Here is a 25,816-nt window from a genome sequence, read left to right as displayed (position 1 = left end):
GGTTCCCGGCCCAAGAACGGCCAGGCAACGACCGTGCACCGAATGTGCACTGAGCGTGCATCGACCATGCGCCAATCCCCCCAGGAGTGCCGGATGCGCCGTACAGCCTCACCCCTCTCGTTGATCCTGCTGGGCATCGGCACGTTTCTGCTGGTACTGGCGCCGATGCTGGCCTGGTACGTGACCCCGCGTGCCGCCGTGAACCCCATCGACATCGACACCACCGCCGTGTACACCGGCACCGGCAGCGTCTTCGACACCGACAAGATCAAGACCGTGCCGGACCAGAAGATCACCGTCACCCAGCGGGTGCGCGGCAATGTGGCCGAAAGCGAGCGCAGCGGCAACGGCGTCTGGGACGTGATCACCACCGTCGACACCGACAAGTCGCTGCCGGCCGCCGACCCGCACGACGCGCTGGACTTCACCCCGCACCGCTGGGTGATGGACCGGAAGACGACGAAACCGGTGCACTGCTGCAAGGAGACGCCGTACATCGAGGGCGAGGCCTATCTGAAGTTCCCGTTCGACGTCGAGAAGCGCTCCTACCAGTGGTGGGACAACACCGGTGGCACGACGGTCACCATGCGCTACGACGGCACCGAGAAGATCCAGGGGTACACGGGTTACCGGTTCACCGGCACGGTCGCGCCGCGCAAGGTGGGCACCCGGCTCGTCCCCGGCAGCCTCGTCGACGAGCCGAAGCGCCCGCAGGTGCTGGCCGAGGAGTGGTACTCCAACCACGGGTTCAAACTGGTCGTGGACCAGCGCACCGGACGGGTGATCTACGCCCAGACCGGCCCGCGCCGCACCCTGCGGGCGCCCGGCGGCGACAAGGACGCGGCGGTGCTGCTGGACAGCGAGAAGATCTCGTTCACCACGGCCACGCAGAAGGAGGCCGTGCGGCAGGCGAAGCGGGACAGCGGTCTGCTGCGCATGGTGGGCGAGACGTTGCCGATCGGGGCCGCTGGGGCGGGATTCGTGCTTGCGGTGGTCGGTGGCGTTTTGGTGGCACGGGGGCGGAGGCGCCCGGAATCACCGGCTACGGCCGAGATGCCCCAGCCCTCGCTCACAATGTGACGTGACGTCAGCTCTAATAAAGCCCGAAATTGTCACGCCGGTGAGTAGCCGTGGCGAACGGCTGGGCGAAAACTGTCCAACCCCACCCGGACACAGCCTGTCCACACCCCACGCACAACGACCGTAAGTGACCGAGAACCCCCGAATCCCCCCACGGGAACCCAAACCTCACGGGAGCCCAAACCCTCCGGGAACCCGAACCCTCCCCCACCCCCACGCTGAGTTCCGCACCCTGAGACGAGTTGGAGCACCCATGCCCCAGCACGTGCCGTCCCCGCTGCGCGCCACCCTCCCCTGGGCGTCGCAGCAGCACCCCCCGGCGCTCCCCCCACATCCGCGCCGAATCGTTTTTCTCGCCCACCGTGACCTGGGCAACGAGGCCGCCGGCGGCTCCGAGCTGCTCGTCGACCGCCTCGCTGACGGGCTCACCCGGCTCGGCCACCAGGTCACCCTGCTGTGCGGGGGCCCGGCGGCGTACCGGGACTACCGGGTCGTGTCGGCCGGTGGTTCCTACGGCCACTACCTGCGCGCCAGATCCGCCTTCGCCCGTCAGGTCGGCGACTGCGATCTGCTGGTCGAGGTCTGCAACGGGATGCCGTACTTCGCCCCGCTCTGGCATCGCGGGCCGACGTTGTGCCTGGTCAACCATGTGCACACCGATCTGTGGAAGATGCGCTTCGGCGGGGCGCTGGCGCCCGCGGCGCGGCTCGGCCGAAGACTGGAGCACTGGGCGTTGACCGGTGCGCAGCATCGGAGCCTGATGGTCGCCGTGTCCCCGTCCACGGCGCAGGCGCTCCGCGGGATCGGCGTCGAGCGGGAGCGTATCCGTGTGGTGCACAACGGGGTCGAGGAACCGGGCCCGCTGGGTGACCGCTCGCCGGAGCCGCTGTTCGTGGCCGTCGGGCGGCTCGTCGAGTACAAGCGGATCGATCTGCTGCTGCGGCTGTGGGAACGGGTGCGGCCCGTCACCGGCGGGCGGCTGGTCATCGTCGGGGACGGCCCTGAGCGGCAGTCTCTCGAGCAACTCGCCGGTCCCGGCGTCGAGTTCGTGGGCCACGTCTCGGAGGCGGAGAAGCACCGGCTGCTGTGTGCGGCGTGGCTGTTGCTCCATCCCTCCGCCGTGGAGGGGTGGGGTCTCGTCGTCACCGAGGCCGCGACGCGTGAGACGCCGACCATTGCCTTTGATGTGCCCGGACTGCGGGATTCCGTCGTGGACGGGGAGACCGGGGTGCTCGCGGGCGGGGAGTCGTCGTTCGCGGCTGCCTGGTGCACGCTTGCGCTGTCCGGGCATCGGCGGGAGTTGATGGGGAAGGCTGCGCGGGACCGGGCGGCACGCTATCGCTGGGATCGGACGGTTACGCAGTTCCGTGCCGTTGCCGCGGAGGCGGTGCGGCGCCGTGACGCCTAAACGCCGTGTTGGTTCGGTCGTCTCGCGAGTGCCGGTGGTTCGTGGCTGGTCGCGCCCGCGCGGCGGTAGCCGCAAATTCAACACAGCCCCGCGCCCCTATCGGGGCGTGCCCGACCCCCGAGCTGTCAAGGACCCCTCGTTTCGTCGCTCGCTCGCCCTCTTTCGTGCGTTCATGCATGAGCAGGACGACCCCGAAGCCTGCTACTCGCTCCTCGCCCGTGACGCCGCCGACCAGGTCGAGGCCTACGACGGTCCCGTCGCCGGACGCACCGTCGTGGACGTCGGCGGTGGTGGCGGTTACTTCACCGAGGAGTTCCGGCGGCGTGGTGCGCAGGCCTACCTCTTCGAGCCGGACGTGGCGGAGCTCGGGGAGAAACCTCCCGACGGGGCCGTCGTCGCGGACGGGTATCTGTTGCCGCTGTACGACGGGGTCGCCGACGTCACCTTCTCCTCCAATGTGTTGGAGCATGTGGCCGATCCGCAGACGTTCCTCAGTGAGCTGGCGCGGGTGACCCGGCCCGGTGGGCTGATCTACGTGTCGTTCACCAACTGGCTGTCCCCCTGGGGCGGCCATGAGTGGGCGCCCTGGCACTACCTCGGCGCCGAGCGGGCCCGCGCCCGCTACCAGCGCCGTACGGGGCGGCCCGCCAAGCACACCCTCGGCGAGAACCTCTTCGCCGTGCACATCGGCGCCACCCTGCGGCAGGTCCGCGCCCGCGACGACGTCGAGGTCGTCTCGGCGCGCTCCCGCTACTGGCCGTTCCTCGCGGAGGGCATCGTGAAGGTGCCCGGCCTGCGCGAGTTCGCCACCTGGAACCTCCTCCTCATCCTCAGGCGGTGTCCACCATGACGACGACCACGGTCCAGGCTCCTCCCCCGGCAGCCGTGCCCACCCCCGCGCCCGCCTCCGGTCCGCCGGAGGGGCCGCGGTCGCGGCGCTGGCTGCTGGGGTTCTGGGCCGTGGTGTTCGTGCTGTTGCTGGCGGTGCAGCCGGGGCGGCAGACCTTCGACACCAAGCTGGGTGTGACCGTCGATCCGGGCCGGTTCCTGTCCGACCTCGGGCAACTCTGGTCCGACCAGGGCAGCTTCGGCGGGATCCAGAACCAGTACTCGGGCTATCTGTGGCCGATGCTGCCGTTCTACTGGCTGGCCGACGCCGTACGGCTGCCGGTGTGGCTGGCGGAGCGGTTGTGGCTGTCGCTGATCGTGTCGGTGGCCTTCTGGGGTGCGCTGCGGCTGGCCGAGCGGCTGGGGGTGGGCAGCGGGGCGTCGCGGCTTCTCGGCGCCGTCGTATATGCGCTGTGGCCCGTCTTCACCATCGTGGTCGGGTCGACGTCGGCGGCCGCGCTGCCGGGTGCGTTCCTGCCGTGGGTGTTGCTGCCGCTGACCAATGAGCGGTACGCCGCACGCGTCGCCGCCCTGCGCTCGGCGTTGATCATCCCCTTCATGGGCGGCGTCAATGCCGCCTCGACGCTGGCCTCGCTGCTGCCCGTCGGGCTGTATCTGCTCTCCCGCCCGCCCGGGCCACGGCAGCGCAAGCTGATCGCGTGGTGGGTGCCGGGTGTCGTCCTGGCGACCGCCTGGTGGGTGATCCCGCTCCTGCTGCTCGGCACGTACGGCGAGAACTTCCTTCCGTACGTGGAGAATTCGCAGACCACGACCGAGACCATGTCGGCGACGGAGGCGCTGCGCGGCGCCGGGAACTGGGTCGCCTATCTGCACTTCGGGGAGTCCTGGCTGCCGGCCGGCTGGACCGTGGCCGCGTCCGTCGTCGTGATCGTCTGCTCGGCGCTGGCGTCCGGGCTGGGGCTCGCCGGGCTGGCCCGGCGGGACATGCCGGAGCGGCGGTGGCTGGTGCTGACCGTGGTGACGGTCGCGCTGATCCTGCTCGCCGGGTACGGCGGGGCGTTCGGCGCGCCCTTCCACGGGGTCGTGCAGGACTGGCTGGACGGCGGTCTCGTGCCCTTCCGGAACATCTACAAGTTCCAGCCGGGGCTGGCCCTGGCGCTGGTGCTGGGGCTCGCCCATCTGGTGGGCGTGGCCGCCGAGGCGCGCGGCGCGCGGCCGGTGCGGGGGCGGCGGTTCGCGCCGTTGATCGCCGCGGTCCTGGTGCTGCCGGGGCTGATGTGGCCGTATCTCAACGGTTCGATCCTCAACCCCGGCTCTTTCAAGGAGATCCCCAAGTACTGGCAGGCCACGGCCGACTGGATGGAGAAGTACTCCCCCGACGCCCGCGCCCTCGTCGTCCCGGCCACCGCGCACGGCATCTACACCTGGGGCTCCACCATCGACCAGCCCCTGGACGTCGTGGCCAACTCCCGCTGGGCGCAACGGGATTACGTCCCCTTCGGCACCCCCGGCAACCGGCGCGCCATGGACGCCGTCGAGCAGGCGCTGACGAGCGGCGGCGAAGTTCCGGGGCTGGCGGACTACTTGAGCCGAGCGGGTGTCTATTACGTCGTCGTCCGCAACGACCTCGATCCCGACCAGATCGGTCAGGTGCCGACGACGACGGTGAAGCGGACCCTGGAGCAGTCCGGGTACGAGCGGGTGACCGGCCTCGGGCCGGTCATGACCGGCGGGACGATCGCCCCGGGCACCCCGCTCCAGGTGGAGGGGCTGTATCCACGGCAGCGGGCGGTGGAGATCTACAAGCCGGTGAGCGAGGACGTGCCGCGCCCGCACCAGGCCGGGCTGCAGCCGGTCGCGGACACGGCCGTGGTGTCCGGCGGCCCCGAGGCGCTGCTGCCGCTGGCGTCCCAACTGCGCGGCCGGGCAAGTGTGTTGACCGGCGACAACCATCCCGGGCTCGGCTCACCGCAGGTACAGGTGGTCGGCGACGGGCTGCGGCGCGCGGACACGCGCTTCGGGCTGATCAACGCCAACACGTCGTACACGTACACGCGCGATGAGCGCAACGCGCCGGACGCCGCCCAGGACGCGGGCGAGAAGCCGCACCAGATCCTGCCGACGACCGGCCTCGACCACCAGACGGTGGCCGAGCTGCGCGGCGCACGGTCGGTGACCGCGTCCTCGTACGGCAGCTGGCTCTTCCACCTCCCGCAGTTCGATCCGGTGAACGCCTTCGACGGCAACCCGGACACGGCCTGGACCGAGGGGGCGGAGGGCTCGCCGGACGGGGAGTGGCTGCGGATCGCCTTCGCGGGCGGGTCGTACGACATGCCGTCGTCGTTCAAGGTGGCGCCGCTGCCACAGGAAGGTGTGCGGGAGGCGCCGACGCGGGTGCGGGTGGAGACGGAGAAGGGGTCGGTGAGCTCCTTCCTGCGGCCGGACGGCTCGACGCAGTCGGTCAAGGCGCCTGCGGGCGCGACGAGTTGGATGAAGCTGACGATCACCGACTCGGTGTCGCGGCGGGGCGGGCTGACCGGGGCCGGCTTCTCCGAGATCGCCCTGCCCGACGTACAGGTGACCCGGCTGCTGCGGCTGCCCACCGACGCCGAGGACTCCTCGGCCGCCGCCGACATCGTCTCCCTGTCCCGTGCGGCCGACCCCACCGGGCTGTCGCCGACGGGCACGGAGGCCGGCCTGCACCGCAGCTTCACCACGGCCACCGCGGGGACGTACGAGATGCGGGCGAGCGCGGTGCCGGTGCCGGGCGAGGAGCTGGACCGGCTGCTGTACGAGGTGGCGCCGGAGCAGCAGAACCGGATCGTCGCCACCGCCGACTCCACGGCTCGGCTGGGGACGGGCCTGTCCCCGCGCAACCTCACCGACGGCGATCTGACCACGGCGTGGATCGCGGGCGACCGGCCGACGATCCATCTGCGCTGGCCCGGAAAGCAGGCGGTGGGAGAGATCGTGCTCGCGCCGGCGGGCGGGCTGACCACGCGTCCGACCGAGGTGCACATCAGCTCCCCGGACGGCGCGGTGATCGCCGGCGTCGACGAGAACGGCTGGGTCCGCTTCCCCGCCATCACCACCGACCGCCTGGACATCACGATCACCCAGACGGCGCCGCTGACCCTCTACAACCCGATGGTGGGCGAGGACCTGCAGCTGCCGGCCGGCCTCACGGAGGCCTACATCCCGGCCCTCGACCAGTACCGCACCCCCCAGCCGCGGGAATCCCGGCCGTTCTCGCTGCCGTGCGGCAAGGGGCCTGTGGTGTCGGTGGACGGGAAGCTCCACGAGACGAGCGCGCGGGGCACCGTACGGGACCTGATGGAGCGGCGACAGATCGACGTGACGCTCTGCCAGCAAGGGCGTGGGGACGCCGAGTTGTCGCTGTCTGCCGGTGACCATCGGGTCGAGGCCGGGGACGGCGGGCCCCTCACGCTCACCGACGTGACCCTGACCCGCGGCACGGTCGCCGAGGCCGCGACGGCAGGGCGGGAGCTGGAGATTCGGGACTGGCTCGGCGACCGGCGCGCGGTGACGGTCGGTACGGGGGCGGCGAGCTACCTGACGATGTACGAGAACTTCAACGACGGCTGGCGCGCCACGCTGAACGGCAAGGAACTGTCGCCGGTACGGCTGGACGGCTGGCAGCAGGGCTGGCGGATCCCGGCCGGCGCCGGTGGCACGGTCGAGCTGTCGTACGAGCCGGCGGTGCTGTACGAGGGCGGGCTGATCGGCAGTGCGGTGGCGCTCGCGCTGCTGGTGGGGCTGGCGCTGTGGCGCCGGCGGGCACCGAATCCCGATGAGCCGCAGGTCGCTCCGCCGCTGCCCGGGCTGTGGCTGGGCACGGTGGCCGTGACGGTGGTGGGCGTGTTCATCGCCGGGTGGTTCGCGCTGCTGGTGCCCGCGCTGGCCGTGGTGGCGTGGCGCCGGCACACGCTGCTGGTGCCGATCGCGGTGGCGGCGCTCGCCGGGGCGGGGGTCGCCGCGGCGGTGGGGGCCGGGGAGCCGGTGGGCGTGGCAGAGGGCGCCTTCGGGCCGGCGGCTCAACTGCTGGCGCTGGTCGGGTTGTTCGCGGGTGTGGTGAGTGTGCGGGAGCGGGAGGAGGCGGTCGGGGTGCCGCCGGCTGTCGCCGGAGGCGGTGTTCCGGCAGGCGCCCCGGAAGCGCCGACACGGCCGTTGCCGCAGCGTGAGCGCGGGCGCAGTCCGCTGGGCGCCGAGCCACCCGGGCCGACGGGTCCCCGCCCCGAGTCGGGGCCGACCGTCTCCGCACGCGGCCCCGGCGGGCCGGACCCGGATCCGCCGACCGCGCGCCTCGGGTTCGGCAAGCCGAGGTTCCTGCCGAGCCGCCCCGGCGACACTCCGGAGCCCGACGACACCGGGAAGGGCCAGGCCACATGACCGCACTGCAGCAGCCCGCACGCGCCGAGGGTCCCCTGCGTCCGCCGGTACGCGTCCCGTTCCCGGTCGTGGACGAGGTCGCCCGGCACTGCCTCCAGGAGGAGGAGCCGGAGACGGTGCACATCGAGGTGCACCTTCCGGGACGGCTGGACGCGGGGCGCCTGCGTGCGGCCTTCGCGGAGGCGCTGCGCCGGCATCCCCGCATCCTCATGCGGGAGGCGCCGGGGCGTTGGTATCGGCGCCGGTACGAGTGGGAGCTGACGGCGGAGCCGGACGTGGAGGTGGTGAGCTTCCCGGCACCGGGGCGGGACGCGCTGCGGGACGCGCGGACACGGGCCCTGACGGAGGCACCGCCGCTGTCCCTTTCGCCGCCGATACGGCTGGAGGTGGTGGAGGGGAGCGGGCCGGTCGAGGGGAGCGAGGCGACGGACGCCGTAGGTGTGCCGCCGCGCGGGGCCGACGGTCCGCAGCCACACACAGCACAAGGGACCGTCCTCTTCCTCACCATCAACCACACCGCCCTCGACGGCCCCGCCTGCCTCCGCGTCCTCGCCACAGCCGCAGAGTTGTACGGCGGCCGGGACAACTCGCCGGCAGCCTCACCGATCCGTACGACGGAAGCCCCACCGCACCCCGAAGAGACCCCCTCCAACTGGTCCCACCCCGCCCGGGTGGCGCAAGGCACCCCCGAACCCTCCCCCGGCAACGGCATGCTCGTCACCGAACTCCCCCTCCCCCACCGCCCCAAGGGCTCCCCCTACACGGTCAACGACCAGCTCATGGTCACCACGGCCCTGACCATCGCCCACTGGAACAGAGAACACGGCGCCCGCCCCCGACCCCTGCGCATCACCATGCCCGTGGACGACCGCCCCCGAGACGCCACCATGCCCATCGGCAACGGCACCCGACTGGTCGAAGTCCCCTTCAGCCCCGACGAGTTGAAGCGCGCCGACGACGACATGCCCGCACTCCTGCGCCGTACGGCACTGCGCACCCGCGCCCTCAGATCCCTCCCCCGCCCCCAACTCGGCCACGGCGCCTCCCTCCTCACCGCCCCGTGGGCCCCCGTCGCCGTCCGCGCCGCCCTCACCCGCGGCCTGCGCAGGGCCGCCGCGCCCTGGACCTCGACCACCCTCCTCAGCAACATCGGCCGTATCCCCTACCCCCTGGACTTCGGCGAGGAGGCCGGCCGCGCGCACGCCGTGTGGTTCTCGGCGCCCGCCCGGATGCCCCGCGGTCTCACCGTCACCACCGCCTCCACCTCGGGCCGCCTCCACCTCGCCCTGCGCTGGTCCCGGGCCCTGCTCAGCCACGGCGACGGCGCCCACCTGCGGGACCTCTTCGAGCACTACCTGCGCACCACGGAGGTGACCCCGTGACCACGACCACCAGGACCTCCCCCGTGAAACCCCCCGAACTGCGCGACTTCTACGAGAACCCGGCCGTCCCCGTCGCCTCCGGCACCCCCCGCAGCCGCCGCCAGGCCCGCATGCTCGCCGAAGCCCTGGGACCGGCGACCACCGACGGCCGTACGCGCACGATCCTCGACATCGGCTGCGGCGACGGCACCGCCGCGGCCACCGCCGCCCCCTTCCTCCCCGGCCACCGCATCGTCGGCATCGACTGGTCCCAGGACGCCCTGCGCCGGGCCCGCACCCGGATCCCGTACGCCGTCCGCGGTGAACTCACCGGCGGCGGGCTGCCGTTCAGGTCCGCCTCCGCCGACGCCGTGCTGTTCAGCGAAGTCATCGAGCACCTCGTCGACCCGGACGCAGCCCTGGACGAGATCCGCCGCGTGCTGCGCCCCGGCGGCCACCTCATGCTCTCCACGCCGAACCTGGCCGCCTGGTACAACCGCGCCCTGCTGCTGGCCGGAGTGCAGCCGGTGTTCTCGGAGGTCAGCCTGCGGGCGATCCACGGCCGGCCGGGGCGGGAGGTCGTGGGGCATCTGCGGCTCTACACCGCCCGCGCGCTGCGGGAGTTCGTGGCCGCGTCCGGCTTCGAGGTCGTACGCCTCGCGGGCGCCCCCTTCCACGGCGTACCGCGTCCGCTGCGGCCCCTGGACCGGCTGGCCTGCGCGAGACCGGCGCTGGCGTCGATCCTGCTGCTGCACGCGCGAAGGACGTAAGGGGGGCTGGACCATGTGGTGGGGAGTGGCCGCGGCCCTGCTGGCGAACACCCTGTACAGCCTCGGTTTCGTCCTGGAGAAACGGGCGCTGACCGCACTCCCGCAGGTGAGCATCCGGCAACCGGCCCGGCTGCTGCGGCTGGTGCTCGGCAGCCCGCTGTGGATCGGCGGCTCGCTGGCCCTCGCCGCCGGTTTCGGCGCGCAGCTCGTCGTCTACCGCACCCTGCCGATCGCCGCCGCGCAGGGCATCTTCGTCTCCGGGCTGGTGCTGCTCGTGCTGCTCTCGGCACGGCTGCTGGGCGAGGAGACCAGCGGACGGGAGCGGTACGCGATCGGCGCGATCCTCGCCGCGCTGCTGATGGTCGTGCTGTCGCTGCGGGAGGGGGCGGACACCGTCAGCCAGGAGGCGCCGTATCCGCTGATCCTGCTGGTGTGCGTGCCCTCGCTGGCGGCGGGCGTGTGGCTGTACAACTCCGCCGAGCGCAGGACCCGGCACCGGCACCGGCTGCCGACGACCGGCGTCGAGTACGGCGTGGCGGTGGGGCTGCTGTACGGGGTGAGCTCGCTCGCGATCAAGGGCGTGTCGAGCTACCTGACGACGAGCGGGCCGGTCGGCGCGCTCCTTGACCTGCTGCGCTCCCCGTACCCGTATCTGCTCCTGTTCACCGGCGCCTTCGGGCTGGTCATGTCGCAGGCCGCGCTGCAGCGCTGCCGGGCCTCGCTGATCGTGCCGGTGTGCACGACGGTGACGTGTCTGTACACGGCCGTGCTCGGCACGCTGTCGTTCGGCGAGGCGCTGCCCGAGGACCCGCTGCGGCTGGCGCTGCGGGTCGCGGGTACGGCGCTCGCGCTCGCCGTACTGCTGTCGATGCCCCGGCACGACCGTCCCGCACCACCGTCTCCCCAACCCCCCATCGGTGCGAAGGAGTTGACTCCACCATGAAACCCGACGACCCCCTGCTCCAGATCCTGGCGTGTCCCCTCGACAAGGGGCAGCTGCACCTCGTCGTACCGGACGGCCCCGCCGATGCGGAAGAGGCGGACGAGAAGGCCGAGGCGCTGTACAACCCGCGCCTGCGCCGCCGCTACCCGATCGTCGACGGCATCCCGCAGCTGCTGCCGGCGTCCGGGGAGCAGGTCTCCGACGACGAGCACGAGGAACTCCTCAAACGGATGGCCCCATGACCCTCGCCGCGCACCTCGCCCCTCTGTTGCCCACCCGCCTGGTCGCCGCCGTCGCCCGGGCCGTGTACCCGCGCTTCGAGCCGGAGCTGGCCCGCCTGCCGGAACTGTGTCCCGCCGAGTGCGGCACGGCCGTGGACGTCGGCGGTTGGTACGGCCCGTGGACGCGGCGGCTGTCGCGGCGGGCACGCCGGGTGGTGACCGTGGAACCGGTCCCCCATCTGGCGCGGCTCCTGGCGGCGACGGCTCCGCCCAACGTCCGGGTCGTGCAGGCCGCGGCGGCCGAACGCCCCGGCGCGGCCCGGCTCTGGCTGCCGCCGCACGACGCGGGCGACCGGGGGGTGTCCTCCCTGGTCCGCCGGAACATCCACGCCACGGCACTGCCGGTCAGCTGTGTCACCCTCGACGAACTCGGCCTCAAGGACGTCGGGTTCGTCAAGGTCGACGTGGACGGCAGTGAGCTCGCGGTGCTGCGCGGCGCGACCGCCATCCTGGCGCGCGACCGGCCCGCACTCTTCATCGAGCTGGAGTCCCGTATCCAGCCGATCGCCCCGGTGGTGACGTACCTCTCCCTGCTCGGCTACGACGGCTGGGTGCTGCCGGGCCGCGACTGGGTGCCCCTGAGCCGCTTCCCGCTGGAGACCCACCAGGCGGAGACCTCGTACGTCGTCACCCAGGGCCTCCTGCGCCGGGTGCTGCCGTTCCGCGGCCCGCGGTACGTCAATTCGGTCCTCTTCCTCCCCGACGGCCGCCGCCCGATCGGCGACCATGGAGCACATGCCCTCCGGAAAGCGCCCCGCTAGTCCCAGCCCTTTCACTCCCCTGGACTTCCAGCTGGTGCTGCTGCGCCGCATGGCCGACCACAACCCGGACCTGGTGGAGGACGCCCGCCGGGAACTGGGCGTCTCCCTCGCCGACATGCGCGAGGCGAACAAGCGCTGGCAGGCGATGGTCCGCTCGCCCCGTTCCCGCGCCGCCGCCTCCCGGTACCGCTCGGTGTTCGGCGAGCCCGAGTCGGTGATCTCCCGCAAGGTCGGCGACCTGGAGTGCGAGGCCTGGCTGTGGCCGGTCCCGCTCTGGCCCGACCTGCGCTTCGAGGTGCTGCTCGCCCCGAACGGCGCGGTGTGGAACGAGTGGCTGGTCCGCTCCCCGGACGCCGAGAGCCCGCCCCTGCGCACCCTCGCCGACCTCACCCCCTGGTCCTGCACGGTCGACGAGGCCGCCCGCGCCTTCGCCCCCGCCCGCCCCCTGGAGGGCACGGCCCCGACGCGCTGGGGGCTGGCGTTCACCGCGCCGGACGGGGAGGGGGTGCGGCGGGAGGTGGTCGCGGAGTTCACGTGGGGGTTGTTGCAGCGGACGGCGGTCAGCGGTTGAACATGGCTGAACATGTGCGATCGTTCGGCCCATGAGTAGCGACTACGACCGCATCCGTACCGGCATCGAGTTCATGACCGCCTACGTGTCCGGAAACGAACTACTGACGGCGTACGTGGCAGAGCGGCGCCGCGAGGACCCGATGGCGGCCGAGGCGCTGATGGACGGTGCCGCGGCCCTGTGCGCACTGCTGCTGCGCAAGATCGCCCGGGAGACCGGGAAGACCGAGCACGAACTCCTCCAGGAGCTGGCCCGCGGCACCCACCGACACGAGCAGCAGTCCGGCGACTGACCGGCGAGACAACCGGAGAAGCTACCGCTGCAGCTCCGCCGCCGCCAGGATCGCCTCCACCACCCGCGGCACCGACCCGGGGTGCAGCGACAGGAACAGGTTCGGTTCGACGAGCTCCAGTTCCATGACCCGCGGCTGCCCGTCCTCCCCGTCGACGAGGTCCACGCGCGCGTACAGCAGCTCGGGGGCCTCCGGCACGGCGGCCAGGGCGCGTTCGGCGACGGCGAGTTCGGCCGGGGTGGGGGTCCAGGGTTCGAGGCGGGGGTGGGCGACCTTGCGCTCGTCGTAGGGCGTCCCGGGGGTGAGGACGGCGCCCTTGCGGCTGGCGTGCAGCAGGCGGCCACCGTAGAACTGCAGCGCCCGCTCCCCGCTGACGTCGATGTTCTCGAGGTAGGGCTGCACCATCGCGGTGAACCCCTCCGCGTGCATGCGCGCGAGCTGCCGTACGGCGGTGTCGTGGTCGTCGGGCGTGTAGCGGGCGGCGAACCGCGCACCGGCCCCGGAGGTGGGCTTGACGACGTACTCGTGATCGACGGGGAGCCCGTCGATGCCGTGGGTGCCGTTGGTGCTGTGGGTGCCGTCGATGCCGTTGGTGCTCTCGTCGGGCGCGATGTACCAGGTGGGCACGACCGGCACCCCCGCCTCGGCGAGCTGCCCGAGGTACCGCTTGTCGGCGTTCCACCGCACCACCCCGGCCGGATTCGCGAGCCGGGTCGCCTTCCCGCACCGCTCCGCCCACGCCAGGAACTCCGCCGCCCGCCAGCTGTAGTCCCAGGTGGAACGGATCACGGCGAGGTCGTACCCGCCCCAGTCGGCCCGCTCGTCGTCCCACACCACGGACTCCGCCTCGGCCCCGGCCTCCCGCAGCGCCCGCACCAGCACGGGCAGGTCGCGGTCGACGGCGACCTCGGGGCCGGGACGGCAGGTGACGAGGGCTATGCGGGGCACGGTGGGCTCCTTCGGGCGGATCGGTCAGGCGGATCGGTCATGGGGATGGATCGGTCAGGCGGATCGCAGGCTAACAACGACCGCCGCAACCGAAACAGCCCGCTTGACCTTCCCCTTCGGTGAAGCCACAGCATCGGAGCGAGGAACCGGAAGGGATCCGGACGGGGATCGTGACGGGAACCAGAACGGGATCGGGAGAGGGATCGGGATGCGCAGGGGCATGCTGACGATCGGTGCCTTCGCGAAGGCCTGCCGGCTGTCGCCGAAGGCACTGCGGTTGTACGACGAGCTGGAGCTGCTGAGGCCCAGCCGGGTCGACCCGGACACCGGCTACCGCTACTACGCCCTCGATCAGCTGGAGCAGGCCCGGCTGGTGGCGTGGCTGCGCAGGCTGGGGATGCCGCTGTCCCGGATCCGCCAGGTGTGCGCCCTGGAGCCTGCCGACGCCGCCCGCGAGATCCGCGCCTACTGGGCGCAGGTGGAGTCGGAGACGGCCGCGCGTCGTGATCTCGCCGAGTTCCTCATCGACCACCTCATCTCCACACCGAGGAAGGACACCACCATGCTGGAACTCCACTACGCCGCCCACTCGGACCGCGGCCGGGTCCGCCCCGCCAACCAGGACACCGCCTACGCGGGCACCCGCCTGCTCGCGGTGGCCGACGGCTGCGGCCCCGAGGGCGCGGCCGCGAGCAGCGCGGCCGTGGATGCGCTGCGCTTCCTGGACACGGCCGAGCTCCCGGCGGGCAACGTCCTGAACCTGCTGGAGGAGGCGGTACAGGGCGCCACGGAGGCGGTCCGGGACGCGGCGGACGGTACGGGGGAGGACACCGGAACGACCCTCACGGCCCTGCTCTGGACGGGCTCCCGACTGGCCCTGGTACACATCGGCGACTCCCGTGCCTACCTGCTCCGAGACGGCGCCCTCTTCCGCATCACCGACGACCACACGGTGGTCCAGTCGCTGATCGACGAGGGCCGCCTGACGCCGGAGGAGGCCACGACCCACCCGCAGCGCGCCCTGCTCCTCAAGGCCCTCTCCCCGACCACCCCCGCATCCCCCGACCTCCGCCTCCACGACGCCGCCCCCGGCGACCGCTACCTCCTCTGCTCCGACGGCCTCTCCGGCATCGTCCCCGACGCCCACATCCGCCACCTCCTCACCTCAACCCCGGCCCCCGACACCGCCGTCCACGCCCTGATCGACGCGGCGAACGAGGCCGGCGGTCCGGACAATGTGAGTTGTGTGGTGGCGGATGTGGTGGAGAGGGGGTTGGCCGGATAGGGGTCCCCGGACCCGTGGGGCCCGGGACGCCGAATGGCTCCGCACCCACCCCCCTCACATTCTGATCCGTAGCTCTGTAGAGACCGGGCATTGAGGGGCATACAGGCTGCGGGCAGGGTCGGGCGGTTGGTGTTAAGCACTGGCGGTTGCTGGGGTTGCTGTACGTCGTTGCTGTACAGCAGGATCCTGACCGGGGGTGAGGTCATGGAACGGGAACAGCTCGAACGGCTGCTGAGCGGTGGCGACGACACGTCGTTGGCCGCACTGTCCGCTCTCCGCGCCGGCGCCTCTTACGTTTGTCTGGGACGGGACGACGTCAGCCGGATCGCTCGCGACGGTCTACAGGCGACGACTCCGTCACACGGTTCGGAGGGGCATCGAGACCTCCGGCTTGGCGCGGGCCGTGCAACGCCTCGACCTACACGGCCGACCGGTTCAGCTGGGCCAGATCAGGACTGCCGACGGATCGTGGGTCTTCATGCTGTTTCTCGACCAGGAGGGCAGCACGTTGGTGGCATGCACCGGAGTCCGGCAGACGCAACCGGACTCGCCGCGATCGGACACCTGCTGAAGCTGTGCACCGCCAACACGCTTTCCAACTGTGGTGGTGGGCTGACTGGCGGCGTGCAGGGGCGTTCACCGGCGTTCATGGGCGGTAGGCCATCGCGGTGGGGGTGGCTTCGGGTCTCGTCTGAACGACCGTGAACGGCGCTGAATGAGACGGAAACTGAGACGGACGGCGGGGCCGGGCACGCTAGCATCCTCGGCGTCCAGGAGGTGTCATGGCACTGGTCCGCAAGGGATCACGACGGATCGTTGTCGACGGCACGGTCTACCGCTGGCGGTTGCGAGGCAGACCGACGTACTGCCAGGGCTTGGCCTGGTCGCCGTGCACGTTCGCGGTCGAGCATGCGGATACTCCAGGGGCAGCGCTCGTGGTCACCACCGACCAGCCGCATCCGAGCAATTGGATCGGTCGCGAGGCCGAACCTGTGCTGCCCTCCAGCGTTGCCGCGGCCGTTCGGCTTGCCCTGCGTCAGGGTTGGTCCCCAACAGTTCCGGGCTCCGCGTTCCACCTCGACCAGTCCGCCGGCTTCACGTCCTCGTACTGAGCGGTGCAAAGAGTGAGCACCGCTTTAGGAGTTCGATCCCAGTTCGCTCCGGCTGCTGTCGTCGACTGATGCGACGGCTGGACAGGGGCGCTGCCGTACCTGCACTCGGGCGCGCGTTGACGCCATCAGTCGTTGCACAAAGTCAGACGCAGGCCGCTCGCGCGTGCCAAGCTGTGACAGGAGCACTGCCACTTGAGGGAGCGGATCTTGTCGTCTGAAGTCCACGTTTCTATCACCCCCCCGAGGCATGAGCGCCACAGAGGCGTATCGACTTTTTAGGGAGGATTCACTCCTCGTAAATCGACGGTATCAACGAAAGCTCGTCTGGTCGGTTGCCGAGAAGCAACTCCTGATCGATAGCATCCTGGACGGCTATCCAATCCCTCTGATTCTCCTAGCCGAAAGGCCTGAGATTCACGGGAGCGGCAAGTATGAGATTATCGACGGAATTCAGCGCCTCGATGCCATTTTTTCATTTATTGAGCAAAAGTTTGACTACAATGGCATGCATTTCGATCTAGGGCAGAGCGCTAGGGCGCGCCAAGCGGCTGCCGCCGGTGCGTTTAAGCCTGCCGATACCCAGAGCCTACTTCCTGCTGATAAATGCGCGAACCTGGTTGATTACCAGTTGGCTGTCACGGCAACGACCTTCGCCCGGCTGTCGCCCCGGGCATGCACGCCGCGCTGGTCCACCGTGGCCCTTGGGCGACGATCCAGTGGCGAAGCGAGGAAGCCGAGAAGCTCCCCACCTTCCGCGTGGAGAGCCCTGTGTGTACCGGGTTTTGTGCTGAAAGCCTCAGGTTTCACTCAACTGCGCTTACGTCGAACAGAGTTGCCACCTAGGGTCGGTGATCGACGGCCTGTTCGGTCGTTTTCACCGAGGAAATCAGGGGGAATCACGTGCGCCTCGCGCCCAGGATCATCACAGCCGGCTGCGCCGCCGTCGTACTCACCGGCATAGGCATCGCACCCGCGTCGGCGGACACACGCGAGGGGGTCGGTCCCCTGGTGTGTCCGCCGGACCGGGGATACGACTTCTCCGGCAGCCGCAACTACTACAGGGACATGGAACCCCGATCCGGAGGTGATAGCGGTACGACAATCAGCATCACCTTCCACAAGGGAAAGACGACGACGTCCACCGTGGGCGGAGCAATCTCGGGCGAAGCGAAGGTGGTCTTCGCCAAGGCGGAGGCGCAGTTCGACTACCATTTCGCGTGGCAGTGGACGAACAGCTCGACCTACACGTGGTCGTGGAAGGTGCCGGACACGATGAGGCATGGTTACCTGCACGCGGGCGTGAAGGTCAAGTACACGAAGTGGAACTACAACGAGACGCGGCCCGACTGCACCACCAGGGTGATACGCAGCGGAGAAGCGCGGCTGGTCTACGAGGGTCGCGAAACCTGGCACGGAACGAACTGATGCGCAGAACACGTCTGGCCGTACTGCCGGTCATCGTCGTCCTGGCCGCCGGGTGCAGCGAGAACGCCGCACCCCGCCCGGCCCCCACCTCCACCGAGTCGGCCGTCCCACGGGTGTCCGATCCGGACCACCCCGACGGCGGTGAAAAGAAACCTGGCCGCCTCGGACCCGGTACGGTCAAACTGCCTGTATCTGCCGACCGGATTGCCGAACTCGGCGTGCGCTACACCTGCCTCGGACCCGCAGGGGGTCTCGTGGTCCGTAACGGGACGGCGCTGAATGCCGACGTCGGCGACTGCCACGACGACGCCACGTACGGCGCCAGCATCAAGGCGAAGGATCTGAACGGCCGAAAGTTCGGCAGTGAGATCACCGTCACGGTCGACAAGCGGACGAGGTGGCGTATGTCCGTGGACATCACCGACAAGGACGGTGTGAGACAGACCGTCCACAGCTGACGCCTTAGCGAAGCCCCCGTGAGCATCCACCCAACGCGGGGCAGGCCGGAGCCTCCATCAACCCGGGGTGGCTCTGTATCTGTCAACCGGCTTGATACAGCCTGCGGTTGCGCTGTTCATCGGTGACCATGACGCGCCAGACGTGGTCGGCCAGGCGACGCTTGAGACAACGCTTGGCTTCCTTGGAGGGTGTTGTCTTTTCGATCTTGAGCGGTGTCGGTCGAACGCGGTTTCCCGGTCGGGTGATCTGGCCGGGGCATGAGGACGGGGCCTCCTGAACAGCTCGTGGGTGTCGAATCCATAGAGCACCAGGAGGCCCCAGTGCCGCAGTCTTCCGTGTCGATGGCCGGGCAGTCCAACTCGACTGTTCCATCGTGTGATTGCCTCGCGCACGTGTACGGCAACGCGGCCGACCAGCCCGAACGGCAGCGCCGGTACCCGACGGACATGACGGACGCGGAGTGGGCTGCGGTCCGGCCACTGCTGCCGGTGCCGGGCTGGATGCGCGGGCGGGGCGGCCGGCCGGAGGGGTATTGCCACCGTGCGATGCTCGATGCGATCCGTTATCTCGTGGACAACGGAATCAAGTGGCGGGCGATGCCGGTGGACTTCCCGCCGTGGGACCGGATTTACGCATTCTTCCGCCGCTGGCGCGATAACGCGCTGGTCAGGGAGTTCCACGACCGGCTGCGCGCCAGGGTCCGCGAGAAGCTGGGCCGGGATACGGAGCCCACGGCCGGGGTGATCGACTCGCAGTCGGTCAAGGCGGACGCCGTCGTCGGCGCCGACAGCCGCGGCTACGACGGCGGCAAGCAGATCAACGGGCGCAAGCGGCACGTCGTGGTCGACACCCTCGGCCTGCTGCTGGGCGTGATGGTCACCGCCGGGACACCGGCGACCGGACCGCCGCCCACGTGGTGCTCGGGCAGGTCGCCGACGAGCACCACCGACTGGAACTGGTCTGGGCTGATGGCGGCTACACCGGCAGCCTCTTCGAGCACTGCCTGGCCGCGTTCGCGCTGGTCCTGGCGATCGTCAAACGCAGCGACGACATGCGCGGCTTCGTGGTGCTGCCCAAGCGGTGGATCGTCGAGCGGTTCTTCGCCCACCTGATGCGCACCCGCCGTCTGGTGTGCGACTTCGAACGCCGCACCACCAGCGCCGAGGCGATGGTCTACTGGTCGATGACCCTGCTCATGACCCGCCGCCTGGCCCGGCCGGCCCCGGGGCGAGAGTGAACCGGCCCGGCTGCCGCTCGGCCAGCCACCCCCGTGCGACCAGGCGTTTCGCCTTCGACCGCAGCGCCTCCACCTTCGCCGGTACCGCATCCAGGCCAAACATCATGGCCAACTCCTGGCAGGTCAGCGGCCCTTGATGGAGCCGGTGTCGGTCCCCGAGTGCCTCAAGGATGCGCTGATAGTCCACCGACAGCACCGACCGGTCCAGCCCCTCACGCCACACCGGCACCTGTGACCTGGGCTTCGCGGCTCCGGCCGCTGACGACGCCTGCCCGGCCCGTCCGCCAACCCTCGGCGCTGTCCGGCCCTGTTCGGTCTCCTCGACCGGGTCCAGCACTTCGCTGACCCGCGAGCAGGCGATGGCCCATTCCTTCCAGTCCCGCTCGGCCAGGGCCAGCTCAGCCTGGACCCGGTCGGCCTCCTCCCGCAGCTCGTCCACCCGACGCCGAGCAACGAGCTCGCGCTGTTCAAGCAGCCCCACGACCGACGGCATCCACGACCTCCACGGGAACGGCGACACGACAGGTCACCACTCCCACAGGGTCACCAACCTATGCCTGACCAGCGGAAACATAGTCCTCAAGACCGGAAAGACAACAGCGTCTGCCGTCGCGGGCAGTACTAGGCCGCCGGGAGACTGACGCTGAGTCTGGACGGTACCGCTGGTGAGCGCATGCTTTGAGATCGAACCCCATCCTTCTCAGGTCGATCACTGGACTTTGCGACCATCGACCAACCGGCCCTGCACCTCGGTGGAACGTCTACCGAGGTTCGGCATCGGCCGGTGCCGTCCGTGGTGATGGTTAACGCTGCGGCTTCACCTGTTGCTTGACATCGCGCGTCACGGCTTGGCCGTGTGTGCACTCGGCGTAGATGCGTTGGCCTACGCTTCGGTTCATGGGGGCGATGAACTGGAGCGGCGTCCGAGAGCGGGTGGAGACTTTGGCCCGTGCTGACAAGGCGCGGGAGGTCTTCGGCGCTTGGGACAAGTACGGGGGAACGGGGCACCACTTTCGACTTGCTGATCCGCTGCCAGAGGCGAGTGTCGCGGAGGCAGAGGATCAGTGGGGTGTCTCGCTGCCTGCGGACTACCGGGCCTTCCTCCTCGAAGTCGGCGCCGGCGGTGCCGGACCCTTCTATGGACTCACGACGCTGTCCCGCACAGATACCGGGTGGCTGTGGAGTGACCCCGGCGGAGGTACCGTCCACGAGCGGCTGCGCGTCCCCTTCCCGGATGTGGAAGAGAGTGTGCGTGCTCAGGTCGAGCATGAGCGCAAGGAGCCCGTCGAGTCCGACTTCGAGGACGAAGCCGCCTTTGATGTGGCGTACCGCGCCTGGCTGGCGGAGGACGAGAGGCTGTCCGACTGGTTCTTGTCCGGCGCTGTGTGCCTCAGCCACGAGGGGTGCGGCTACTTCGACTGGCTGGTCGTGTCTGGTCCACAGCGCGGGCAAGTGTGGGTCGACGAGCGTCCAGGGGACGGGCGGTTCAGTCCCCTTGGGCAGGTCGGGTTCGCTGACTGGTACCTCGACTGGGTCGAGAAGACTGAGGCTGTCGTGCGGCGTCGCCGCTAGGACGGGCAGTCGAGTGCTCCTGGCTTAAAGGAGTATGCGCAGGCTGGGAGTTCGACAGCTTGGCGGGTGGGCCAACGGTACGAAGAGCACGGGGCGGACCGTCCATGTCATGCGCATGTGGTCTTGGGCGATCGATACGGCGCAGGGCTCTACGCGCTCGCCAACGTCGTGGGGATGCGGTGGCGTCTACCTCGGCGCCGAGGGTGTCGAAGGGCTGGTGCACCACGACACACTCGCCGACCGGGGCCGTCCTCGATGTCGGCGACGACCTGTCCGTCGAGGTCACCGGCATCAATCTCGCACGCCGCCGGGTCACCCTGACGCCGCTGCCCCGCCCCGAGGGCGAAGCAGCGGCGCATCAAGGCCCACGGCCGAGTCACCGCAGCGCAGCCTCAGGCTCCCGCTGCGGCCCCCGCTCCACCCCCGTCTCCACCCCCGGATAGAACTCCCGCGACCGCCCCTTCTTGTCCCGCAACCTCGCCAGCAGGCTCCCCGGATACTCCACCACCCAGTAGCTCACCGTCGCGACCAGCGCCCCGGCCGCGACCACCATCAGCGCCGCCGCCGGGAAAGCCGCCTGGGAGCGGGGCAGGGCGCCGGCGTCGTACAGGGCCAGCATCAGTGGCTCGTGCCAGATGTAGAGGCTGTAGCTGACCAGGCCCACGCCCGTCAGCCAGCCCGAGCGCAGCAGGGCGTGCCAGCGGGGACGGGACGCGGTGTGGATGTGGAGGGTGGCGTAGAGCAGGGCGAACCAGAGGAGCGCGGCCAGGGGGTGGTAGTAGGTGTGCCAGGCGTTCTCCGGTTCGGAGAGGTACGACAGGGCGTACAGGCCGGCTGCCGCGGTCACCGCCATCGCCGTCGCCCGGCGTGCGCCGATCCGGCCCCGTTCGCCCAGCGCCACCAGCAGCACCGCCAGCAGCATCCCCGCCGCGAAGCCGCCCAGGCGGGCCTGGGGGCCGAAGTAGACGGGCCAGTTGGTGTGCGGGATGCCCAGGGCGTGGTGGGCGACTGCGATCCAGGTGAGCGGGGCGAGGTAGAGCGCCGCGCAGCCCGCCGCGCACAGCAGCACGCGGGCGCGGCGGGTGCGCAGGCGGCGGCAGGTGCGGATCGCCAGGGGGCCGACGGCGACCAAGGTGAGGTAGAACGCGATCTCCAACGACAGCGACCAGGTCGGGCCCAGCGTGTAGAAGATCCGCTTCTGGTCGAAGACGTGCGTGAACGTGAGGTGTCCCAGCAGGTCACGCCAGTCGCCGGGGAGGGATGGGTTACGCAGGGACCAGACGAGGAGGACCGCGAGGAAGTACAGCGGCAGGATTCTCGTCGCCCGGCGGAAGAGGAAGTCCCGCCCCGGGCGGGTGCGGTCGTCGCCGTCGATGGCGGCGCGGGCGTAGGAGAGCGTGAGCAGGTACGCCGACATGACGAAGAACAGGTCGATGACCTCCAGGGAGATCAGCGCCCCGAGGTAGGGGTTGTCGACCGGCGGGTGGGCGCCCTGCGCGTCGTAGACGTAGTACTGCTGCCAGACGTGGAAGACGACCGTGCTGAGGGCGGCCAGGCCCCGGAATCCCTGGAGTTCGGGGCTGCGGGTGCTGCTTGTGCTGCGGGTGTTGCTTGTACGGCTCGTGCTGCGGGGGCTGCTTGTACGGCTCGTGCCCCCCGTGCCGCCCGTGCCGCCCGTGCCCCTCGTGCCGCCCGTGCCCCTCGTGCCGCCCGTGCTGCTTGCGTTGCTCACTCCTGCCCCACCGCCCTCGTCGCCGCCGTGCGCGGCGTGACCCGCCAGCGGCGGTCGCCCAGCAGTTCCTTGAGGTGTGCCTGCCGGGCGACGATGTTCTTGAAGTGGGTGTAGAAGAACGTCGACACGAGCGCGTGGCGCCAGAACCAGCCTCGCCGTGCGCGCAGTTCGGGCAGGGCGAGCCGGCCCGCGAACGCCGTCTGTACGAGTCCGGCCGAGAGGGTGAAGGCGAAGGCGAGCAGGCAGGCCGGGGTGGCCCAGTCGATGCGGTCCGCGCCGCCCGCGCGGACCGCCGAGTGGAGCAGGATGGGCAGGATCTGCAGCGACAGCCAGGGCTGCACCTCGCGCCAGCCCAACAGCACCACCAAGCCCGCTTTCTGACGGGGCGTGAAGGACCGAGATCGCAGCGCCTGCCCCAGGTGGCGCAGCGACACCTGCAGCCAGCCCTGCGCCCAGCGCGAGCGCTGGTTCCACAGAGGCTTGAGGCGGGTCGGCGCCAACTCCCGCGAGATCAGCGTCCGGTCACTGGCGATCCGCGCGCCCTCCCGCAACGCGCGTAGCGTCGAGTCGATGTCCTCCGTCAGCATCGAGCCGTGCATCCGGATACGGGCCAGCAGGTCGGTGCGCCAGAAGCCGTTGGAGCCGCCGAAGATGCCGAAGCCGTACAGGCGGGTCCGGCCGGGGTGGCTGACGGCGTAGATCGCCTCGAACTCGGCGGCCACCTGCCGGGCCACCCAGGAGCTGTCGCCGTTGCGGATCACGCAGTGGCCCTGCACCACGTCGTAGCCGTTCGACAGCCAGTCCCAGGCGTGCCGGAAGGCGTCCGGCGCCGGATGGTGGTCGGCGTCGAAGATGCCGACGAACTCGCCGCGCACCCGGCTGACGGCGGCGTTGACGTTCTGTGCCTTGGAGGTGCTGCCGGCCACCGGAAGCAGCACCAACCGCCGGTCGCGGCGGGCGATTTCCCGCAGGGTGTCCTCGACCGGGAGCGGGTGCGGGGTGTTGTACGCGAGGACGATCTCCAGGTCGTTCGGGTAGTCGAGGCGCAGGAAGGACTCCACGGTGTCGACGATCGTCGCGGCCTCGTTCGGCAGGTACGCGGCGATCACCGCGCTCGCGGGCGGATACGGCTGCGCGGGCGCCGCGGGCCGGGTGGGCGCGTCGAGCGAGAAGAGGCATTCGAGGAGGATCAGCGCGGCGGACAGGACCAGTCCGGCGACCACGACCCAGTAGACCCCTGAGGCGACGTCCCAGCCCAGCACCGCGTACGCCTGCTCGTACAGCGCGAACGGCACGCCCACGCCGACCAGCAGCGCGAGCAGCGGGGAGAGCGCGAGCAGCAGCGGCCGTACGACCTGCTTCGCGCGGCGGCGCGGGGCGGCGGCCCGCATCCACGGCTCGTAGCGGACGGGCCGCAGGTCGCGGTGGCGCAGGGCCTCGGCGACGGCGTCGCCCGCTCTCTCCACCGCGTGGCCGTCGGCGTCCGCGAGGGGCAGCCAGCCGACGGCGGGGGTCAGCCGTACGTTCTCGTCGGCGACCACGAACCGGGTGCCGGCCACGGCGGTGGCGAACTCGGTCAGCGCGCGCCGGGCCGTCTCCTCGTCCACGCCGGGCATGAGGAGGAGCAGCCGCCCTTCCTCGTCCCGGCCGAGCCGGTCGCTGCCGTTGCCGAGCCGCTCGGCGATCCCGGCGAGGCGTTCGGCGACCTCGCCGCGCACCCGTGCCCCGAACCGTTCCTCCAGCGTGTCCGCCTCGGCCACGCCGACCACCGCGAGGACGCCGTCGCGGCGTCCGGAACGGCTGCCGGGGCGGCTCAGTTCGCGGTCGAGTTCGGCGCGGAAGTGGGGTGCGGAGTACAGGCCGGTGCGCGGGTCGAGGGCCAGCCGGTCGACGGGGACCGGGACGCGGTGGAGCTTGGCGGCGATCCGGGCCGACAGTTCGACGGGGTCGGCGGCCTCGGGCAGGCAGTCGTCGGCGCCGCTGCGCAACAGGCGTGCCACACCGGCCGGTTCAGGGTCGGCGGTGACCATGACGAGGGGCAGGACCTGGCCTTGGGGTGCGGTGCGTATCTCCCGTACGACGGCCACGGCCTGTTCGACGCCGCCGTGTCCTTCGAGGGCGACGATCGCGTCGGGCGGGGTCCGCTGGACGCTGCGGCCGATGTCGCCGGGGACGGCGTGGGTGACCGCGTAGCCGGTGGATTCGAGGGTGCGGGTGAGCCTTTCGCGCCGGGGGCCGGGGGTGCCGACCGCGAGGACGTGGCCTTGTGACGATCCGTCGGCCGGGACGTGGCCTTGTGGCGGCCCGTCGGTCGGCGGGCAGGCCTGAGTGTTCCGGGGCGCGGGTGCGCGCCTCAGTTCGGTGTGCATGTATGTGGGTCCAATCCTGGTCGGATGTGGGGGGAGGACCTTTTGTCGGTACGCACCTGTTGTCGGTACGTGCCAGTAGCCTCACCGCGCGCTGTGACACCACACCTGCGCCGACGTAAAACGTTGATTGCCGTTCCGTGCCCGCGTCGAGGACGCAGAGGGAATCGCGTGACCGAGTGTGAGAACCCCGGGCAGAGTGGAACCCGCGGCTAGTTTTCCCCGTCCGGCTCCCAGTCCAGCAGCCGCACCTTCGCGACCGTACGGACGTGGCGGCGCATGGCCGCGGCCGCCTGTGCGGGGCGGCCTTGCGCGATCGCGTCGAGGATGGCCTGATGCTGGGCGAGGGAGCGCGCCGGGCGGTGGGGCTGGCGGAGGGACTCGGTGCGGCTCTCGGCGATCTGGCCGGCGATGGACCGCATGAACTCGGCGAGGATGCTGCTGTGCGCGGCGGCGGTGACCGCGGCGTGGAAGAGGCGGTCGCCCTCCACTCCGTGGCCGTCGCCCTCGATCTCCTCGGCCATGTGCGCGAGGGCCGACCTCATCGCCGCGAGGTCCTCCTCCGTACGGCGCTCGGCGGCCAGTTCGGCGAGTTTGGTCTCCAGCGCCTCGCGGGCCTCCAGGACGTCGGGGAGGCGTCGGCGGCGCTCGACCATCCGCTCCACCGGCTCCACGTCGAGGCTGTCGCGCACGAGGTACGTGCCGCCCCCGTGCCGCACCTCCACCAGGCCCTGCACCTCCAGGACCACGATCGCCTGCTTCACGGACGCCCGGCTGACCCCGAGCCGTTGGGCCAGGTCGCGCTCGGTCGGCAGCCGGTCCCCGGCCCCGAGGCCGCCCTCGGCGACGTACGCGCGCAGCCGGTCCAGCACCTGCTCGTAGAGGCGCTGCTTGGTCATGGGGCGCAGGGCGTCGGTCACGGGGTCCCCCTCTCGCCGGGAGCGTAACACCGGG

The 25,816-nt window shown here is 70.8% G+C and carries 21 protein-coding genes and 3 pseudogenes; 19 read left to right on the top strand and 5 right to left on the bottom strand.

The window, feature by feature from the left end; translation table 11 throughout:
* Positions 1-93: 93 nt before the first annotated feature.
* From ACIREI_RS31195 to ACIREI_RS31145, 11 genes are all read left to right on the top strand, one after another.
* On the top strand, positions 94-1,080 hold the full coding sequence (locus tag ACIREI_RS31195; RefSeq protein WP_403339803.1) for a DUF3068 domain-containing protein: 987 nt from the start codon (positions 94-96) through the stop codon (positions 1,078-1,080).
* Between the two features lie 253 nt (positions 1,081-1,333).
* Positions 1,334-2,488, top strand: a complete 1,155-nt coding sequence (locus ACIREI_RS31190; RefSeq protein ID WP_403339801.1) for a glycosyltransferase family 4 protein — start codon at positions 1,334-1,336, stop codon at positions 2,486-2,488.
* 172 nt (positions 2,489-2,660) lie between these two features.
* Entirely contained in the window at positions 2,661-3,338 is a 678-nt protein-coding gene (locus tag ACIREI_RS31185) for a class I SAM-dependent methyltransferase (RefSeq protein WP_403339798.1), read from the top strand.
* Entirely contained in the window at positions 3,335-7,747 is a 4,413-nt protein-coding gene (locus tag ACIREI_RS31180) for an alpha-(1->3)-arabinofuranosyltransferase family protein (protein ID WP_403339795.1), read from the top strand. Before ACIREI_RS31185 ends, ACIREI_RS31180 begins: the two co-directional genes overlap by 4 nt.
* Positions 7,744-9,129, top strand: a complete 1,386-nt coding sequence (locus tag ACIREI_RS31175; protein ID WP_403339792.1) for a condensation protein — start codon at positions 7,744-7,746, stop codon at positions 9,127-9,129. The genes ACIREI_RS31180 and ACIREI_RS31175 overlap by 4 nt, the downstream gene beginning before the upstream one ends.
* Positions 9,126-9,878 (top strand): class I SAM-dependent methyltransferase, encoded by a 753-nt coding sequence (locus ACIREI_RS31170; protein WP_403339789.1) that lies wholly within the window; start codon positions 9,126-9,128, stop codon positions 9,876-9,878. The genes ACIREI_RS31175 and ACIREI_RS31170 overlap by 4 nt, the downstream gene beginning before the upstream one ends.
* Positions 9,879-9,903: 25 nt before the next feature.
* Positions 9,904-10,821, top strand: coding sequence for a hypothetical protein (locus tag ACIREI_RS31165; RefSeq protein WP_403340041.1), 918 nt, complete (start codon positions 9,904-9,906; stop codon positions 10,819-10,821).
* Positions 10,818-11,063, top strand: coding sequence for a Trm112 family protein (locus ACIREI_RS31160; protein WP_403339786.1), 246 nt, complete (start codon positions 10,818-10,820; stop codon positions 11,061-11,063). The genes ACIREI_RS31165 and ACIREI_RS31160 overlap by 4 nt, the downstream gene beginning before the upstream one ends.
* Positions 11,060-11,863, top strand: coding sequence for an FkbM family methyltransferase (locus ACIREI_RS31155; protein ID WP_403339783.1), 804 nt, complete (start codon positions 11,060-11,062; stop codon positions 11,861-11,863). Before ACIREI_RS31160 ends, ACIREI_RS31155 begins: the two co-directional genes overlap by 4 nt.
* On the top strand, positions 11,838-12,434 hold the full coding sequence (locus ACIREI_RS31150) for a hypothetical protein (protein ID WP_403339780.1): 597 nt from the start codon (positions 11,838-11,840) through the stop codon (positions 12,432-12,434). The genes ACIREI_RS31155 and ACIREI_RS31150 overlap by 26 nt, the downstream gene beginning before the upstream one ends.
* A gap of 31 nt (positions 12,435-12,465) precedes the next feature.
* Entirely contained in the window at positions 12,466-12,726 is a 261-nt protein-coding gene (locus tag ACIREI_RS31145) for a hypothetical protein (protein ID WP_403339777.1), read from the top strand.
* A gap of 21 nt (positions 12,727-12,747) precedes the next feature.
* Here ACIREI_RS31145 and ACIREI_RS31140 read toward each other — a convergent pair whose 3' ends face one another.
* Entirely contained in the window at positions 12,748-13,674 is a 927-nt protein-coding gene (locus ACIREI_RS31140) for a RimK family alpha-L-glutamate ligase (protein WP_403339775.1), read from the bottom strand.
* 220 nt (positions 13,675-13,894) lie between these two features.
* On the opposite strand from ACIREI_RS31140, the gene ACIREI_RS31135 reads away from it, so the two are divergent.
* The 7 genes and pseudogenes from ACIREI_RS31135 to ACIREI_RS31105 all read left to right on the top strand — a co-directional run bounded on the left by ACIREI_RS31135 (position 13,895) and on the right by ACIREI_RS31105 (position 19,192).
* Positions 13,895-14,959, top strand: a complete 1,065-nt coding sequence (locus ACIREI_RS31135; RefSeq protein ID WP_403339772.1) for a MerR family transcriptional regulator — start codon at positions 13,895-13,897, stop codon at positions 14,957-14,959.
* Positions 14,960-15,741: 782 nt separating this feature from the next.
* Complete coding sequence (locus tag ACIREI_RS31130; RefSeq protein ID WP_403339770.1) at positions 15,742-16,071, top strand: hypothetical protein; 330 nt, start codon at positions 15,742-15,744, stop codon at positions 16,069-16,071.
* Between the two features lie 247 nt (positions 16,072-16,318).
* Positions 16,319-16,507: pseudogene (locus tag ACIREI_RS31125) on the top strand (DUF262 domain-containing protein); the annotation flags it as partial.
* A gap of 206 nt (positions 16,508-16,713) precedes the next feature.
* Positions 16,714-16,914: pseudogene (locus ACIREI_RS31120) on the top strand (hypothetical protein); the annotation flags it as partial.
* Positions 16,915-16,971: 57 nt separating this feature from the next.
* Positions 16,972-17,496, top strand: coding sequence for a hypothetical protein (locus tag ACIREI_RS31115; protein WP_403339768.1), 525 nt, complete (start codon positions 16,972-16,974; stop codon positions 17,494-17,496).
* Entirely contained in the window at positions 17,496-17,954 is a 459-nt protein-coding gene (locus ACIREI_RS31110; RefSeq protein WP_217206513.1) for a hypothetical protein, read from the top strand. The genes ACIREI_RS31115 and ACIREI_RS31110 overlap by 1 nt, the downstream gene beginning before the upstream one ends.
* Positions 17,955-18,212: 258 nt before the next feature.
* Positions 18,213-19,192 (top strand): annotated as a pseudogene (locus tag ACIREI_RS31105) (IS5 family transposase).
* Here ACIREI_RS31105 and ACIREI_RS31100 read toward each other — a convergent pair.
* Positions 19,149-19,685, bottom strand: a complete 537-nt coding sequence (locus tag ACIREI_RS31100; protein WP_403339764.1) for a hypothetical protein — start codon at positions 19,683-19,685, stop codon at positions 19,149-19,151. The pseudogene ACIREI_RS31105 and the gene ACIREI_RS31100 overlap by 44 nt on opposite strands.
* Before the next feature lie 404 nt (positions 19,686-20,089).
* Here ACIREI_RS31100 and ACIREI_RS31095 point away from each other — a divergent pair, with 404 nt between their 5' ends.
* Positions 20,090-20,764 carry an SMI1/KNR4 family protein gene (locus ACIREI_RS31095; protein ID WP_403339761.1) on the top strand — a complete coding sequence of 225 codons (675 nt, stop codon included), beginning with the start codon at positions 20,090-20,092 and terminating at the stop codon, positions 20,762-20,764.
* A 376-nt stretch (positions 20,765-21,140) separates the two neighbouring features.
* Here ACIREI_RS31095 and ACIREI_RS31090 read toward each other — a convergent pair whose 3' ends face one another.
* From ACIREI_RS31090 to ACIREI_RS31080, 3 genes are all read right to left on the bottom strand, one after another.
* Entirely contained in the window at positions 21,141-22,496 is a 1,356-nt protein-coding gene (locus ACIREI_RS31090) for an acyltransferase family protein (protein WP_403339759.1), read from the bottom strand.
* Positions 22,493-24,865 (bottom strand): glycosyltransferase, encoded by a 2,373-nt coding sequence (locus tag ACIREI_RS31085; RefSeq protein ID WP_403339757.1) that lies wholly within the window; start codon positions 24,863-24,865, stop codon positions 22,493-22,495. The genes ACIREI_RS31090 and ACIREI_RS31085 overlap by 4 nt, the downstream gene beginning before the upstream one ends.
* Positions 24,866-25,074: 209 nt before the next feature.
* Positions 25,075-25,782, bottom strand: coding sequence for a FadR/GntR family transcriptional regulator (locus tag ACIREI_RS31080; RefSeq protein WP_403339754.1), 708 nt, complete (start codon positions 25,780-25,782; stop codon positions 25,075-25,077).
* Positions 25,783-25,816: the final 34 nt, after the last annotated feature.

This window comes from Streptomyces sp. NPDC093591 (assembly GCF_044764885.1).
Taxonomy (GTDB): Bacteria; Actinomycetota; Actinomycetes; order Streptomycetales; family Streptomycetaceae; genus Streptomyces.
This window is presented reverse-complemented; position numbering and strand designations above follow the sequence as displayed.